The sequence below is a fragment of the Ensifer sp. Root31 genome (assembly GCF_001424825.1).
GTDB classification, from domain to species: Bacteria; Pseudomonadota; Alphaproteobacteria; order Rhizobiales; family Rhizobiaceae; genus Ensifer; species Ensifer canadensis.
In genome coordinates this window covers 150,759-165,824 of record NZ_LMCO01000065.1, presented here as the reverse complement: position 1 = coordinate 165,824, position 15,066 = coordinate 150,759, and the positions used below count along the sequence as shown (strand labels likewise).

Annotated in this window: 16 protein-coding genes; 2 read left to right on the top strand and 14 right to left on the bottom strand. The window is 62.4% G+C overall.

Features of this window, described 5'->3' with window-relative positions; genetic code table 11:
- Nucleotides 1–326: 326 nt before the first annotated feature.
- Nucleotides 327–1,508 carry a M20 aminoacylase family protein gene (locus ASD00_RS33755; protein ID WP_057211281.1) on the bottom strand — a complete coding sequence of 394 codons (1,182 nt, stop codon included), beginning with the start codon at nucleotides 1,506–1,508 and terminating at the stop codon, nucleotides 327–329.
- 193 nt (nucleotides 1,509–1,701) lie between these two features.
- Between ASD00_RS33755 and ASD00_RS33750 the strand changes: the two genes are divergently transcribed.
- The gene (locus ASD00_RS33750) at nucleotides 1,702–2,382 is read left to right on the top strand and encodes a phosphoribosyltransferase (RefSeq protein ID WP_057211279.1); all 681 of its coding nucleotides are present in this window, start codon (nucleotides 1,702–1,704) and stop codon (nucleotides 2,380–2,382) included.
- Between the two features lie 26 nt (nucleotides 2,383–2,408).
- Here ASD00_RS33750 and ASD00_RS33745 read toward each other — a convergent pair whose 3' ends face one another.
- From ASD00_RS33745 to ASD00_RS33695, 11 genes are all read right to left on the bottom strand, one after another.
- Entirely contained in the window at nucleotides 2,409–2,834 is a 426-nt protein-coding gene (locus ASD00_RS33745) for a DUF411 domain-containing protein (RefSeq protein WP_225906303.1), read from the bottom strand.
- 120 nt (nucleotides 2,835–2,954) lie between these two features.
- Nucleotides 2,955–3,227: a copper-binding protein gene (locus tag ASD00_RS33740; RefSeq protein ID WP_057211277.1), complete on the bottom strand. Its 273-nt coding sequence runs from the start codon at nucleotides 3,225–3,227 to the stop codon at nucleotides 2,955–2,957.
- 26 nt (nucleotides 3,228–3,253) lie between these two features.
- Entirely contained in the window at nucleotides 3,254–3,739 is a 486-nt protein-coding gene (locus ASD00_RS33735; RefSeq protein ID WP_057211388.1) for a plastocyanin/azurin family copper-binding protein, read from the bottom strand.
- 38 nt (nucleotides 3,740–3,777) lie between these two features.
- Nucleotides 3,778–5,127, bottom strand: a complete 1,350-nt coding sequence (locus tag ASD00_RS33730) for a copper oxidase (protein ID WP_057211386.1) — start codon at nucleotides 5,125–5,127, stop codon at nucleotides 3,778–3,780.
- A gap of 14 nt (nucleotides 5,128–5,141) precedes the next feature.
- A complete protein-coding gene (locus ASD00_RS33725; RefSeq protein WP_057211275.1) occupies nucleotides 5,142–6,593 on the bottom strand; it encodes a TolC family protein in 1,452 nt (483 codons plus the stop codon).
- On the bottom strand, nucleotides 6,590–6,820 hold the full coding sequence (locus ASD00_RS33720; protein ID WP_063963374.1) for a hypothetical protein: 231 nt from the start codon (nucleotides 6,818–6,820) through the stop codon (nucleotides 6,590–6,592). Before ASD00_RS33720 ends, ASD00_RS33725 begins: the two co-directional genes overlap by 4 nt.
- Nucleotides 6,821–6,912: 92 nt before the next feature.
- Nucleotides 6,913–7,341, bottom strand: coding sequence for a hypothetical protein (locus tag ASD00_RS33715; protein ID WP_113567519.1), 429 nt, complete (start codon nucleotides 7,339–7,341; stop codon nucleotides 6,913–6,915).
- A 90-nt stretch (nucleotides 7,342–7,431) separates the two neighbouring features.
- Nucleotides 7,432–7,902 carry a Cu(I)-responsive transcriptional regulator gene (gene cueR, locus ASD00_RS33710; protein ID WP_025428581.1) on the bottom strand — a complete coding sequence of 157 codons (471 nt, stop codon included), beginning with the start codon at nucleotides 7,900–7,902 and terminating at the stop codon, nucleotides 7,432–7,434.
- A gap of 108 nt (nucleotides 7,903–8,010) precedes the next feature.
- On the bottom strand, nucleotides 8,011–10,533 hold the full coding sequence (locus ASD00_RS33705; RefSeq protein ID WP_082523802.1) for a heavy metal translocating P-type ATPase: 2,523 nt from the start codon (nucleotides 10,531–10,533) through the stop codon (nucleotides 8,011–8,013).
- Nucleotides 10,534–10,644: 111 nt separating this feature from the next.
- Entirely contained in the window at nucleotides 10,645–11,160 is a 516-nt protein-coding gene (locus ASD00_RS33700) for a DUF4396 domain-containing protein (RefSeq protein WP_057211269.1), read from the bottom strand.
- A gap of 150 nt (nucleotides 11,161–11,310) precedes the next feature.
- Nucleotides 11,311–11,508, bottom strand: coding sequence for a heavy-metal-associated domain-containing protein (locus ASD00_RS33695; protein WP_057211267.1), 198 nt, complete (start codon nucleotides 11,506–11,508; stop codon nucleotides 11,311–11,313).
- A gap of 433 nt (nucleotides 11,509–11,941) precedes the next feature.
- Between ASD00_RS33695 and ASD00_RS33690 the strand changes: the two genes are divergently transcribed.
- A complete protein-coding gene (locus ASD00_RS33690; protein ID WP_025428585.1) occupies nucleotides 11,942–13,234 on the top strand; it encodes an NCS2 family permease in 1,293 nt (430 codons plus the stop codon).
- A 131-nt stretch (nucleotides 13,235–13,365) separates the two neighbouring features.
- Here ASD00_RS33690 and ASD00_RS33685 read toward each other — a convergent pair whose 3' ends face one another.
- Both ASD00_RS33685 and ASD00_RS33680 read right to left on the bottom strand, forming a co-directional pair.
- A complete protein-coding gene (locus ASD00_RS33685) occupies nucleotides 13,366–13,686 on the bottom strand; it encodes a 2Fe-2S iron-sulfur cluster-binding protein (protein ID WP_025428586.1) in 321 nt (106 codons plus the stop codon).
- 68 nt (nucleotides 13,687–13,754) lie between these two features.
- Nucleotides 13,755–15,008 carry a cytochrome P450 gene (locus ASD00_RS33680; RefSeq protein ID WP_057211383.1) on the bottom strand — a complete coding sequence of 418 codons (1,254 nt, stop codon included), beginning with the start codon at nucleotides 15,006–15,008 and terminating at the stop codon, nucleotides 13,755–13,757.
- Between the last annotated feature and the right edge of the window lie 58 nt (nucleotides 15,009–15,066).

Here is a 15,066-nt window from a genome sequence, read left to right as displayed (position 1 = left end):
GACTGCTGACAACGTCAGTACGAGGAGTAAGGAAGGCTCGGCGTTAGCCAAATTCTCCTTCATTCCTGTGCCTGTCACAGGAATCTGGCCAGCCCAAGTCCTTGGGCTGAACGGTCTTTTGACCTGACGGACGTCAGCTCGCTCCGGCACGGGGCAGGAATGAGGCAGAACTGAGCGAGCCTTTCGTCAACCAGGCATTCTCAAGCTTTGTCATCATGCTCAGGCGTCGATTGACGCCCCGCTGACCCCTTCGGCAACCACCGGCCTCTACCGAAGGGGCGCGACGTTTCGGAGCAGCGGACATTCTGAGCGACGGCGTTACATGTTCAGAGGCCGGCCGAAGCACTCAGTTCCTGTTCCACCAATGTCGTCCAGAAGGTGGTGCCCGGACCAATCGCGTCGTCGTTGAAGTCATAGGCCGTGTTGTGGTGCAGTGCGCCGTCGACGGCGGGTCCGTTGCCGAGCCAGACGTAGCAGCCGGGAGCTTCGAGACCAAAGAAGGCGAAGTCGTCGCCGGCGGTCGATGGCGGAAACTGCGTGCGGGTCTTTTCGCCGAAGACGGCACGGGCTGCCGAAAGGGCGCGTTCGCTGGCGCCGGCGTCATTGACCACGGGCGGAATGCGACGCTCGAACGCGTAGTCGACCTTGATGCCATACATCTCGGCCGTACCGCGCGCCAGCCGGCCGATCTCTTCCTCGAGCTGATCGCGAACAGGAGGCGTGTAGGCGCGCGCCGTGCCGCCGATCTCGACCGTATCGGGAATGACGTTGAGCGCCTTCGGGTCGCCGGCGCGAACGGAGCAGGCGCTGACGACGGCCGGCTGTAGCGGATCGACGACGCGGCCGACGATCGATTGCAGTGAGGCGAGGAACGTGCCGGCTGCCGTCACCGGGTCGCGGCCGAGATGCGGCTTGGCGCCGTGGGTGCCGACGCCGCGGAAAGTCAACCGCCAGCTGTCGGACGAGGCGAGCTGCGGTCCGGCGACGACGGCCATCTCGTCGGGGTGAAGGCCGGGCATGTTGTGCAGGCCGTAAACCGCGTCGCAGGGGAAGAGCCGGAAGAGGCCATCCTCGACCATGCGCTTGGCACCGCCACGACCTTCTTCGGCCGGCTGGAAGATGAAATGCACCGTGCCGGAAAAATTGCGCGTCCTGGCGAGATGGCGGGCGGCGCCAAGCAGCATGGCGGTGTGGCCGTCATGGCCGCAGGCATGCATCTTGCCGGCTTCCTTCGATTTGTATGGCCGCTCGGCCAACTCCGGCATGGCGAGGGCATCCATATCGGCGCGAAGGCCGATGGAGCGGGTGCCGTTGCCGATCTGCAGCGTGCCGACGACACCGGTTTTTCCAAGGCCCCGGTGGATTTTAAGCCCGGCTTCTTCAAGCAGTTTCGCGACCAGATCGCTTGTGCGAACCTCCTCGAAGCCAAGCTCCGGATGGGCGTGGAGATCACGACGGAATTCGGTGAGGAAGGGCAGATCGTTGGTGATCCCATCTGGCACGCGCATTGTCTGGCAGTTCCTTGCATGTCTGTCGGAGAAGGGCCGTCGAATTCCCCAGATTTGCGTCTGCCGGGGCGCCCTTTCGGTTTGATCGAAGTGGTAAACGGTATAGACGAAAACCGCCGGAACCAGAACAGTGCGCCGGCGTTTTCATTGCCTTTCGTTCGAAGCCTTGGTGGCGCAGAAGAGGACAGTACCGATGCAGCCGCATGAATTCTGGCAGGATGTGTTCCCGCCGAAAAGTTTCGATACTGGAAGCGGTTATCGGGATTTCTTCCCGGCAACTCTCGAAGACGGTCGCCAGATCCTGTTGCCGATCCGGCAGCTCTCCGATGGCAAACACGCGCTGGCCTCGCTGATCATCAACCAGGCGAGTTTTGCGGTCGAAGAAGCGCTGGCAACGGAACTGGCCACCAGGCTCGCGCCGTTAAAACCGGATGTCATCGCCGGTCTGCCGACGCTGGGGCTGACCCTCGCAGCTGCCGTCGCCCGCAAGCTCGGCCATGCCCGTTACGTGCCGCTCGGAACGTCGCGCAAATTCTGGTATGTCGACGATCTCTCTGTGCCGCTGTCGTCGATCACCACGCCCGACCAGAAGAAACGGCTCTACGTCGATCCGCGCATGCTGCCGCTGCTTGAGGGCAAGCGCGTTGTGCTCGTCGACGACGTCATCTCCAGCGGCACGTCGATCGTTGCCGGCTTGACGCTGATGGAGACTTGCGGCGTCGAGCCGATCGCAATCGGTGCAGCCATGCTGCAGACCGAGCGTTGGCGACAGCCTCTGGCCGATCTTGCGCCGCGTTGGCCGGAGTGCGTGGTCGGTGTGTTCCGCACGCCGTTGCTGGCCCGAGGGGAAGACGGCGCCTGGCGCGCCGCCTGAGCCTTATCGCCGATAAAGTGCCCGCGCTATTGCGCCGGCCGGACCTCGTAATAGACGGTCGCAGCAGTGCCGGCGGTCTTGGCGATGGTGTAGACGTCGTAGGACGCCTGCGGATCGTTGCCCATGCCAAGCGAACCTGCGGGCATGCCGGGCACGGCAATGCCAGCAATGTCCGGCTTTTCGGACACAAGCTTCTGTACTGCCTCAAGCGGCACATGCCCTTCTACGACATAACCGTCGATGACGGCGGTGTGGCACCCCTCCATGTCGGCCGGCACGCCGAGCCGGGACTTGATCGGCGTCATGTCGGCTTCGTCGCGGATATCGACCTTGAAGCCTGCTGCCTCCATGGCTTCCGCCCATTGTTCGCAGCAGCCGCATTGCGGATCCTTGTAGATCGTCATCGGGCCTGCTGCGATCGCCACACCGGCCGTGAGCATCGTCATGCCCATGATCGCACCGGCGATGAAATGTCTGCGGTTGAGGTCCATCATCGGACGCTCCTTTCTTTTCAGTTCGGCCTCGTCGTCCAAGGCCCGGAATTGTCGTTATACCGGGCCTTGGACATTGGATTACTTGATCTCGGTCACAGTGAGCTTGCCATCGACCCGGTCGGCGACGAATTCGATCGCAGTGCCTTCCTTGAGCTTGGCCAGTATCGCATCATCCTTGACCCGGAACACCATGGTCATCGCAGGCATGTCGAGGTTCTTGAGATCTTCATGGGCGATGGTCACCTTCTTGGCCGAGGCGTCGAGCTTCTTGACCGTCCCCTTGGTGAATTCCGCAGCCTGCGCGGAAGCGGCGATGGCGAGAGCGGCAAACAATGTGAGGAGCGTTTTCATAGTGTCATCCTTTCAGTGGGTTACAGTTATTTCTTCACGACTTCGAGCGGCCCATGCATGCCGGCGTCGTAGTGGCCGGGGACCAGGCAGGCGAACTGGAACGTGCCGTTGTTGGTGAAGGTCCAGACGATCTCGCCGGATTTGCCGGGCTCGAGCCGGATGGCGTTCGGATCAGCGTGTTCCATGTCCGGAAACTTCTCCATCGCGGCCTTGTGCTCCTGAATCTGCGCCTTGTCGTCGAGCACGAACTCATGTTCGAGTTCGCCGACATTCTTGATGGCGAAGCGCACGGTCTGCCCCTGGCGGACCTTGATGCTTGCCGGCGTGAAGATCATCTTGCCGTCGTCGGTTTCCTTCATCGTCACGCGTACGGTCTGGGTCGCCTTCTTGGCGTCGCCCGGTTTGCCGACCGACATGACATCATGACCGCCGGGGTGAGAGCCGCTGGCCAGCATCGGCGAGGCGAGCGAGGAAGCGGCGAGGAACGCCAGCGCGAAAAGTGTCGTCTTCATCTTTGTTTCCTTGGTTGTTTTGGAAGAGGTCATTGCGGTCAGCCCTTTTTTGCGGGCGGCGGCGTGATCATTGTCTTGGCATCGGTTGCCCGGTTGGTTTCCGGCAACGCGCCGGTCCATTCCCAGGCCTGCGTTCCCGGCGGGTTTTCGTACCAGCCGGGGTCGCTGTAATCGCCGGCGGAGATGCCTTCGCGCACCTTCACCACCGAGAACATGCCGCCCATCTCCAACGCGCCGTGCGGGCCCCAGCCCGTCATCATCGGGATGGTGTTGTCGGGAAGCGGCATTTCCATTTCGCCCATGTCGGCCATCCCGGCCGTGCCCATGGGCATGTAGTCGGGCTTGATCTTGCGGATCTTGGCCGCGACCTGGGTCTTGTCGGCGCCGATGAAGGTCGGGATGTCGTGGCCCATCGCATTCATCGTGTGGTGCGATTTGTGGCAATGGATCGCCCAATCGCCTTCGTACTTGGCGTCGAACTCGTAGGCGCGCATGGCGCCGACGGGGATGTCGATCGAGACCTCCGGCCACCGAGCTTCCGGGCGAACCCAGCCGCCATCGGTGCAGGTCACTTCGAAATCGTAGCCGTGCATGTGGATCGGATGGTTGGTCATCGTCAGGTTGCCGACGCGCACCCGCACCCGGTCGTTCTTGGCAACAACCAACGGATCGATGTCCGGGAAGATGCGGCTGTTCCAGCACCACATGTTGAAGTCCGTCATCTCCATGATGCGCGGAACATAGGTGCCGGGGTCGATGTCATAGGCGTTGAGTAGGAAGACGAAGTCGCGGTCGACCCGCATGAAGGCCGGATCCTTCGGGTGAATGACGAAGAAGCCCATCATGCCCATGGCCATCTGCACCATCTCGTCGGCGTGCGGGTGGTACATGAAGGTTCCGGACTTCACGAGATCGAACTCGTAGACGAACGTCTTGCCCGCAGGGATATGCGGCTGAGACAGTCCACCGACGCCATCCATCCCCGAAGGCAGGATCATGCCGTGCCAATGGATCGTCGTGTGCTCCGGCAGCTTGTTGGTGACGAAGATGCGCACCCGGTCGCCTTCGACCGCCTCGATCGTCGGCCCGGGAGACTGGCCGTTATAGCCCCAGAGATAGGCGGTCATGCCGTCGGCCATCTCGCGTTCCACCGGTTCGGCGACGAGATGGAATTCCTTGACGCCGTTGTTCATCCGGTGCGGCAGCGTCCAGCCGTTGAGCGTAACGACCGGGTTGTAGTCCGGCCCGCTCGTCGGCACGAGCGGCTTCTGGGTGGCGGCGTTGTCCATGCCTGCCGCCTCCGGCAGGCCGGATGTCGAGGTTTGCGCCCAGGCGGTGGTAGAAACGAGTGCCGCGCCGGCACCGAGGATTTGTCGTCTGTTGAACATGGTCATCGTTCCTTTCAATCCGCATCCGCTGCGGCAGGAGCGGCGGTTTCGACCGCAGTGCCTTCTTCCCCGCCGCCATGGATGGCCGTCATCAGATCGGCGTCCGCCAGCCAGAAATCGCGTTTGGCGTTGATGGAGAGGATCACCGAGTCCACCTTGGCGCGCGTGTCGGCGAGCATTTCGAAGGTGCTGGTGATCATGCCGTTGTAGCTGAGGGTGGCCTCTTCCTCGATCTTGCTGCGCAAGGGCACGACGTTGTTGCGATAATGTCTGGCGATATCGTAGCGCGATCGATAGGCCTGATAGGCCGAGCGAGCTTCCGAGCGGACGTTGACGGCCTTCTCGGCAAGCAGGTTGGCAGCGCGCATATGCGCCAGTTCCGCCTTGCGCAAGCGCGCCTGGCCGGTGTCGAAGATCGGGATGGAGAACTCCAACTCACCCTGGCCGGTGGTCTCGACCTTGGTGTCCCCGTCTTCGCGTTCGCGCTCGGCTTCTGCCCCTGCGACGAGCGTGAGTTCGCTGACGAAGCGTGTCGCGTCGGTCAACCGATAGGACTTTGCCACGGCCTCAAGCTCGAGGCGGGCCATCTGCAGGTCGACACGGCGCTTGAGCGCTTCGCCCTCGATGCTGTTCCGGTGGGCGAGGGTCTTCGGCAGGTCGGGCAGTCGGTTCGGGACCTGGTAGTCGGCGTCCGCTCCCCAGAGACCCATTTTCCGGGTGAGGCTTTCCTTGGCAAGTCGTGCCGCAAGCCGGGCTTGCGCCACCTGGCCGGCGAGTTCGGCATTGAAGACGTGCTCGCGTGCCTGGTCACCCTTGCCCATAGAACCGGTTTCGCCCAGCTTGGCGGCGAGTTCGGAGGATGCGTCGGCTGCGGCCTGCGCCCGGTTGAGCTGCCCGACCGTTTCCCAGGCCGAAACCGTCTCGACCCATGCGCGCCGGGTTTCTGCCGCAAGCGCAAGCGTTCGAAGGGCCGCCGCAAGTTGCGCCTGGCGAAAGCGGGTGTCGGCAACGGCGATGGTCTTCTCCCGCGTCATTAGCGCCAGGATATTGGTGGTGATCAGCCCCTCAATGGCGCGATAGGCTTGAAGCTCCGGCGCCCCGATCCCGGTGGTACCGATCGAAACAGTCGGGTTGAGGAGCATCGTTGCCTGCCAGGCATCCGCCGACGCATCGCCCAGATCCGCATAGGCGGCCTGCAGGCCCCTGTTGTTGAGAAGCGCGATCTGCACGGCGGTGTCGGCATCGACCGATTTGCGTGCCAGCAGGGCTTTCACCTGTGCTTCAGCCTTTGCGGCCTGCTCGCGGTTCTGGATCCAGACGCTTCTCTTCGCAGTGCCTGCGCTGACCTTGGCCTCGACCGCGGTAAAGCCGGCGTCCTTTGCCGAATATTCTGCGGTTGTGGTGCAGCCGGCAAGCGCCAGCGGCAAGCCGATGATCGCGGCGAGCTTGAACCTTTGCCTGCTCATGATGCGCCTCCCTTGGCGGGAGACTGGGCGTCGTTGAGCGGCACCCAGCGTTTTGGACCGACAGGCTCACGGTGGACATAGCCGGCAACAGGGCTTCGGTAAGCCTGACCGCCGGCGCCAGTGGAACTTTGCGAGGGATCGGCGAGGCTTGTGACCTCGGCAGGCATCGTGGTGGCGCATCCGCCCAAAAGGATGGGCAGGAGCGCCATGGGAAACAGACGTTTCATGGTTCAACCTGAAATGTGAATGATGGATATCGGCGTCCGACCGGCAAAGCCGGGCAGGCCAAGACCGCGCGTGCGGTCAGCTGTTCACGAAATCAGGCTCTTGGAGGGCGATGCAGACCAGCGGGCTCGCCTGGGCTGAGTTGCGACTGCAGGCCGAAGCTTAAAGCGGAGCGTGGAAGACCGAAGCGGGCTTCACCGGCGTCGGCAAGAACGGCAACGGACGCACAGAAGGTCTTGCAGCAATCCTTCTTGTCGGCCTTGCTGCTATCGCCGATGGGTTTTGCCTTGCCGCTTTCGGCACTTGGGCAATGCTCGTTCAGCGCTGAGGCACTGATATCGACCGAGGCATCTGTCTGCATCGCCGCGTGCTTTTGCATCGCCGCGTGCATCTGCATGGCTGTGTGTGATGCGACATGGGTCATGCCGGCGGCGCTGGAAAAGGGCAGCACAGCCAGCGACAGCATCGTCACCAGCTTGAGCATCGTCAGCAGACGCTGATATGCAGTTCGTACCTTTTCCATCATCAATCCGTAGAAACGCTGTCGATTCCTGTCAATGCTACCGGCGGGACCGAGGCTCACGAATGCGTGAGCCTCGGTCAGTTTCGGTCTTCAGGCCTGTCGGCGATTGCGGACCGGGTCGATGCCGGCCGGGCCGAAGCGCGCGGGCTCGAGGGCCTTGCCCGGTTCGTTGGCCATGTCGGCGAGATCGTCGAGGATCGGGCAATCCGGTCGTCCGTCGCCGTGGCAGTTGGCGGCCAGATGCTTGAGCGTCCGGCTCATAGCCTTCAACTCCTCCGCCTTGCGCTCGAGGATATCGACGTGTTCGAGCGCGATCTTCTTCACCTCACTGCTGGCGCGCGAACGATCGCGCCAGAGTGTCAAGAGGTCGGTCATCTGCTCGACGGTGAAACCGAGATCGCGGGAGCGGCGGATGAAGCGCAGGGTGTGGACGTCGTTGTCGCCGTAGTTGCGATAGCCGGCCTCGCTGCGATCGGCCGGAGGAATGAGGCCGATCGTTTCGTAATAGCGGATCATCTTCGTCGAGACGCCGGAGGCGCGTGCGACTTCGCCGATGTTCATGGCTTCACCTTTCAAGAGGCGCGCAGAGCGCGGGCATTCATGTCGAATATAGGAACTCTCCCCGGCGGACGCCATGCGGGCGTGTCCCGCCGGGGAGAGGCTTTGATGTTATCGCGCCGCTGGCGTTTGCGCGACGACGCCGCGAAAACCCCTCAGCCGAAGCGCGTTTCCGAGCACGAAGACGCTGGAAAGCGCCATGGCACCGGCGGCGAAGATCGGCGACAGCAACAGGCCATAGGGCGGATAAAGCGCGCCCGCTGCAACCGGGATCAGGACCGCGTTATAGGCAAAGGCCCAGAACAGGTTTTCTTTGATGTTGCGGATCGTTGCCTTCGACAGCGCGATCGCGTTGGGCACGCCCAGGAGATCGCCGGACATCAGCACAACATCGGCGCTTTCGATCGCGACATCGGTGCCGGTACCGATCGCAAGTCCGACATCGGCTTCGGCAAGAGCAGGCGCATCGTTGATACCGTCGCCGACGAAGGCGACGGCGCGACCGTCTGCCTTCAGGCGCTTCAGAGCAGCAATCTTGCCGTCGGGCAGCACCTCGGCGATCACTTCGTCGATCCCGAGCTTGGCGGCGATCGCTTCGGCCGTCCGGCGGTTGTCGCCGGTAATCATCGCCACCTTGAGACCGAGATCGTGCAACATGCGGATCGCCTGCGGCGTCGTTTCCTTGATCGGGTCGGCAACGGCGATGATGGCGGCAAGCTTGCCGTCGATTGCTGCATAGAGCGGGCTCTTGCCTTCCGACCCGAGGCGGGCTGCCTGGTCGGCAAACACCGAGACGTCGAGCTTCAGCCGGGTCATCAGCCGATCGGCGCCGACATGGATGCTCCGCCCATTCACCGTGGCGCTCGCGCCGAATCCGGGAACAGCCTCGAAGTTCGCGGCGGTCGGAATGGCGATGCCTTCGGACTTCGCCGCTTCGACGATTGCCTCGGCGATCGGGTGTTCCGATCGGGTTTCGACGGCGGCGACGAGTGCAAGCACCTCGCTGCGCTCAAAACCGGCTGACGTGTCGAGATCGGTCAGTTCCGGGCGACCCTTGGTGAGCGTGCCCGTCTTATCGACGGCAATGATCTCGGCATTGCGCAGTGTCTGCAACGCCTCTCCCTTGCGGAACAGCACACCCATCTCGGCGGCACGACCGGTGCCGACCATGATCGAGGTCGGGGTCGCTAGGCCCATCGCGCAGGGGCAGGCGATGATCAGCACCGCGACGGCGTTGACGAGCGCGAAGGTCAGCGCGGGATCCGGGCCGAAGACGAGCCAGATCGCGAAAGTAAGGACTGCCATGGCGATGACGGCCGGAACGAACCAGGCCGTCACCTTGTCGACCAGCGACTGGATCGGCAGCTTGGCGCCCTGGGCCTGTTCGACCATGCGAATGATCTGGGCAAGCACAGTGTCGGCACCGACCTTGGTGGCGCGGAAGGTGAAGGAGCCTGTTTTGTTGATGGTGCCGCCGACGACGTCGGCGCCGGCGATCTTCTCGACGGGAACCGGCTCGCCGGTGATCATCGATTCGTCGACGTAGGAATTGCCATCGACAACGGTACCGTCGACTGGCACGCGGTCGCCGGGGCGCACCAGCACGGTGTCGCCGGCATGCACGTCGGCGAGCGGAATCTCGATCGTTTCCCCATCGCGAACGACGCGCGCCGTCTTTGCCTGCAGGCCCATCAGGTGCTTGATCGCTTCCGAGGTGCGGCCCTTGGCGCGGGCTTCAAGCACCCGACCGAGCAGGATCAGCGTCACGATGACGGCCGCGGCTTCATAATAGACGTTGGCCGTGCCCTCGGGCAAAAGCCCAGATGCGAAGGTGGCAACGACCGAATAGCCCCAGGCGGCGGCCGTGCCGATGGCGACGAGCGAATTCATGTCGGGCGCGAGACGCAACAGGGCCGGTATGCCCTTCTGGTAGAAGCGCAAGCCCGGGCCGAAGAGCACGAGCGTCGTCAACACGAACTGCAGATACCAGCTCTCCTGCATGCCGATATTGATCATGACGAAGTCGTGCACGGCCGGGATGAAGTGCGAGCCCATTTCCAGGACGAAGATCGGCAGCGTCAAGGCTGCGGCAACCAGCAACGCGCGGCTGAGACGCCGGCTTTCGCGCTCGCGCTTTTCGGCCTCCTCATCGGTGTTCGCATCGCCGGTGATGCGCTTGGCGTCATAACCGGCGGCGCGCACGGCCTCTTCGAGACTGGCGACTGTTGCAATGCCCTTGGTGAGGCGCACCGAGGCGCGCTCGGTCGCCAGGTTGACGCTGGCGTCAGCGACGCCGGGCACCGCTTTCAATGCCTTTTCGATACGGGCGACACAGGAGGCGCAGGTCATACCTTCGATTGCCAGCTCGATCGATTCCTCAGCGGCGCCATAGCCGCTGTTTTCGATTGCCTTGACGATGTCGGCGGTCTTGGTCGATCCATCGAACCTGACATCGGCCCGTTCCGTGGCAAGGTTGACAGAGGCGGATGTCACCCCTGGGACTGCTCGGATGGCCTTCTCGACGCGCGCGACGCACGAGGCACAGGTCATTCCCTCGACCGGTATGCTGGCCGTCAGGGCGTTGCCGGCGATTGCTACGGCGCTCTTCGTTTCGATGGTGGTCACGGATCCCATGATCGTGCTCCTTTTCCTTTTCTTTTATCGGAAGATGGGGCTTCCAACGATGGGAAGGTCAAGGGCGGTTTGAAACATTTCTTCATGCAGCAAGGCATCGCATTCAAATGCTCAGTGCTGGTGATGCGAATGCACGACGGCGTGACCCTTGCCACGTGCAATCAGCCAGCGATTGACGGGAAACGCGGCGGCCCCGGCAACAAGGAGCGCGACCGCAAGGCTCGCCCAGAAGAGGAGAGACGTTACGCCTGCATCCATCGCTCCGGGGATGAACAGCATCAGGGCGTTGTCGACGATTTCCATGATGACGATGGACGCCGTGTCGGCGGCAAGCGCCAGCTTCAGGACCACCGCGAACGGCATGCCTGCCTTCAGCAGCGGAAACATGGTCAGGCCGTAGCCGAAGACAAAGGCAAGGAAGACGGCGAGTGCAATGGTCTGGACATTGCCCCAACCAAGCGCCGAGCCGATGACCATGCCGAGCACCTCGCCGATGGCGCATCCTGTCAGGCAATGCACCGTGGCAGAGAGCGCGAGACAGTTGAGTGACATGCTTTCGGGTTTCGAGGGACTGGCGGTCACGCTGCGGTGATCATGTCGGTGCCCGTCGTGTTCGTCGTGTTGCATGCTCGGTCTCCGTGAAGATGGGGAGCCGGCAAGCTAGAGCTTCCCACCGTTGTAGGGTCAAGGCGTGCGGCGGCGTCAAACGACAAACGCCCCGGCTTTGGGAGCCGAGGCGCGCCAACCGGTGACTGGAGGCACCGTTGCGATCTTGATTTAGAGCTGGCGGCCCTCATAGCCTGCCGTCTTCAGCGCGTCGGCAATCGGGCCGGATGCGGCGGCGGTGTCGACGCTGATTTCGCGCGCGCCGAGATCGATCTTGACGGTTGCCTGCGGATCAACGCTCAGGATCGCCTTTTGCACGACGCCGGCGCAATGTCCGCAGGTCATGTTGTCGATCTTGTAATTCTGCATCGCTTGTCTCCTTCTTTTCGATGTGAGACAAACATGAGGTTTCCCACCGTTGGAAGGTCAAGAGGCCATTCCACTATATTTATTCGGCGTGCTTCGGCCGCCGAACCCGGTGGCGAAAGTGCCAGGAATCGGCCTGCCAATCGGCCGCAACTGCTCCGAAAAATTTGAAAGTCTTTCCTTGTCGAACCCTGGAATAGACGGCTAGCAGTCGGCCGCCGGACGACGCACAATCCGAAGGCTGTGCACAAGGGCATTCGCGTCGTCTCAAGGGGGCGGACGATCGCCCGCCCGGCACGGACCGGAAATGGTCCGTGATGCGATCGCACCGGATAATTCGGGGATGATCGAAATGCACTGGTCGGGTACTGGAGGAGACTGTGGCCCGATCTCTGTCGTTCGGCTGCGTCGTCGCGACGCCGCCAAGGGAGGAAATATGTTTGAACGACTATTCAAGTTAAACGAGCATGGGACGTCCGTGCGCACTGAGGTGATCGCCGGCGTCACGACATTCCTGACGATGTCCTACATCATCTTCGTCAACCCCGACATTCTGTCGTCCACGGGCATGGATAGGGATGCCGTCTTCGTCGCGACCTGTATTGCCGCGGCGCTCGGCTCGGCCGTCATGGCGCTCGTCGCCAACTGGCCGATCGGCATGGCGCCAGGCATGGGCCTCAACGCCTTCTTTGCGTTTACCGTCGTCGCAGCCCTCGGCTTTACCTGGCAGCAGGCGCTGGGTGCCGTGTTCATCTCGGGCATGATCTTCCTGATCCTGACGGTAACAGGGGTCAGAAGCTGGTTGATCGCCGGTATCCCGCATTCGCTCAGAAGCGCGATTGCGACCGGTATCGGTCTTTTCCTCGGCATCATCGCGCTGAAGAATGCCGGCATCGTCGTCGACAATCCGGCGACGCTGGTCGGTCTCGGCGACCTGAAGCAGACCGGACCGCTGCTGGCGATCCTTGGCTTCTTCGTCATTGCAGTGCTCGATTCGCTCAAGGTCCGCGGCTCGATCCTGATCGGCATCCTCGTCGTCACCATTCTGTCGATGCTACTGGGGGTGAGTGAGTTCAAGGGCATTGTTTCCGCGCCGCCGAGCATCGCGCCCACCTTCATGCAGCTCGATATCATGGGCGCGCTCCATGGCGGCTTGCTCCACGTGATCCTCGTCTTCGTGCTCGTCGAAGTCTTCGATGCCACGGGTACGCTGATCGGTGTGGCCAAGCGCGCCAAGCTGGTGGAAGAAGGAAAGCCAAGCCGCCTCGGCCGGGCGCTTCTGGCCGACAGCACCGCCATCGTTGCCGGCTCGCTGATCGGCACCAGCAGCACCACCGCCTATGTCGAAAGCGCCTCCGGCGTCCAGGCAGGCGGTCGCACGGGCCTGACGGCGCTGACCGTCAGCGTGCTCTTCCTTGCCGCCCTGTTCTTCTCGCCGCTGGCAGCGGCCGTTCCGTCCTATGCGACGGCACCGGCTCTGCTCTATGTTGCCGGCCTGATGATGCGCGAACTGACGGAAGTTGACTGGGACGACCTGACGGAAGCGGCGCCTGCCGCACTCACGGCACTGGCCATGCCCTTCACCTACTCGATCGCCAACGGCCTTGCCTTCGGCTTCGTGAGCTATGTCGTGCTCAAAGTGTTCACCGGCAAGTGGAGCGTCATCCATCCGGCAACGCAGCTGGTCGCAGCGCTCTTCATCGTGCGCTTCGCCTTCTTCGCCGAATAGGAAAAAGGCCGGGGCAGACAACGCCCCGGCCTCACATAACTTCCCCCGCGAAGCTGGCCGGACTGCAGGCGTTTCCTGCGGCTCCGGTCTTTTTGCGTTTGGCGGTGGTTGGTGGCGCGAGCGCTCCTCGATCAGTATTGCCCGGCCGGCAGATGCACCACGAGGCCGTCAAGCGCGTCGGAAACAGTGATCTGACAGCTGAGCCGGCTTCTTTCGTCCGGATTGACGACGCAATCCAGCATATCCTGCTCCTGATAGTCGGGCGATGGCAGCCGGCCGGCCCATGTCCCGTCGATATAGCAGTGGCAAGTGCCGCAAGCGCAGGAACCGCCGCATTCGGCGGCGATGGCATCGATGCCGTTCTGCACGGCTGCCGACATCACCGACTGGCCGATTTCGGCCTCAACCTCGGTCGATTTCCCCTCGGCATCCACAAAGACAATCCTGGGCATTGCATGGTCTCCACTCAAATCTGAAATCGTTCGAATTGCTTCGCGCTGGAGGGCGCATCTGTTGGCGTTCAGGCCGGCTTGATGGCGATCTGCAGCCGCTTGGGGCCGCGCACCGAAAGGCCTCGCTTGTATTCGGGCTCTTCGTCGACAAGCTCGATCGTCGGGAAGCGCCGCAACAAGGTGCTGAAGATGATGTCCATGTCGAGCCGGGCGAGATGGTTGCCGAGACAGAAATGCACGCCACCGCCAAAGGCCAGATGCCTGTTGGGGGTGCGACCGATGTCGAACGCATTGGCGTTTTCGAACTGCTTGGGATCGCGGTTGGCAGCGCCATAAAGCACTCCGAACTTCGTGCCGCGCGCGAAAGTCCGCCCGCCGATTTCCACGTCCTCGATGCAGTGGCGATGGAAGAACGGCAGCGGTGACTCGTAGCGGAACATCTCCTGCACGGCCGTCTGGATCAATGCAGGGTCCTTTCGCAGCCGCGCCATCTGTTCGGGAAACCGCAGCAGCGCATGCATGCCGCTTCCAAGCACGTCGATGGTCGATCCATGGCCGGCCATCAGGATCAGCATGCAGGTCGAGATGAACTCGTCTGAATTCATCGCGCCGGCACGTTCGGCCTCGATCAGGACCGAGATGAGGTCGTCCTTGGGGTTTCGCTCGCGCTCGTGTTTCAGAACCGTCAGGTATTCGTAGAATTCGGTGGTGTTGGTCTCGGCGATGCGCTTGCGTTCATCCGACCGGTCGACGTCGAAAAACTGGACGATGTTCTCCGACCAGATGCGCAACTGGGGACAGTCTTCGTCCGGAACGCCGAGCAGTCGGCCGATGATGTGACCGGGCACGTGGGCGGCGAGATCATCGACGAAATCGATCTGGCCGCGATCGGCGAGGCTGTCGATCAGCCTGTCGACATAGGCCTGGATCTGATCGCGTAGCTTGGCAATCATCGCCGGCGTGAACAGTTTGAAGACCTGTCTGCGCAGCCGGTCGTGTACGGCGCCATCGCTGTCGAGCAGGCTAAACTGCACAAAGCGGGAGTGGTGCGGCATGTCGTGCCAGTTGCCGGCGCGCTGGATCCTGGCGATTTCCTCTGATGTCGCGATGTCCTCGAGCGAGCGAACCATACGCTTGTCCATGACGATTGCCGAGACATCCTCGAAGCGCGAGGCCAGCCAGATGTCGAAGTCCTCGTAATAGTGCAGACCGTCCTTGTCGCGCAGCGCCTTGTAGGTCGGATAGGGATCGCGCGCGAAATCGGGGGACAAGGGAGTAAACGCGACCTCCACCTGGCTCTCCGTCGATAAGGTCTCTGCCATTTGCCGCACTCCCTGCAAAAACTGCATGATAGCGTCATCAGGCAGTACTGGGAAATGC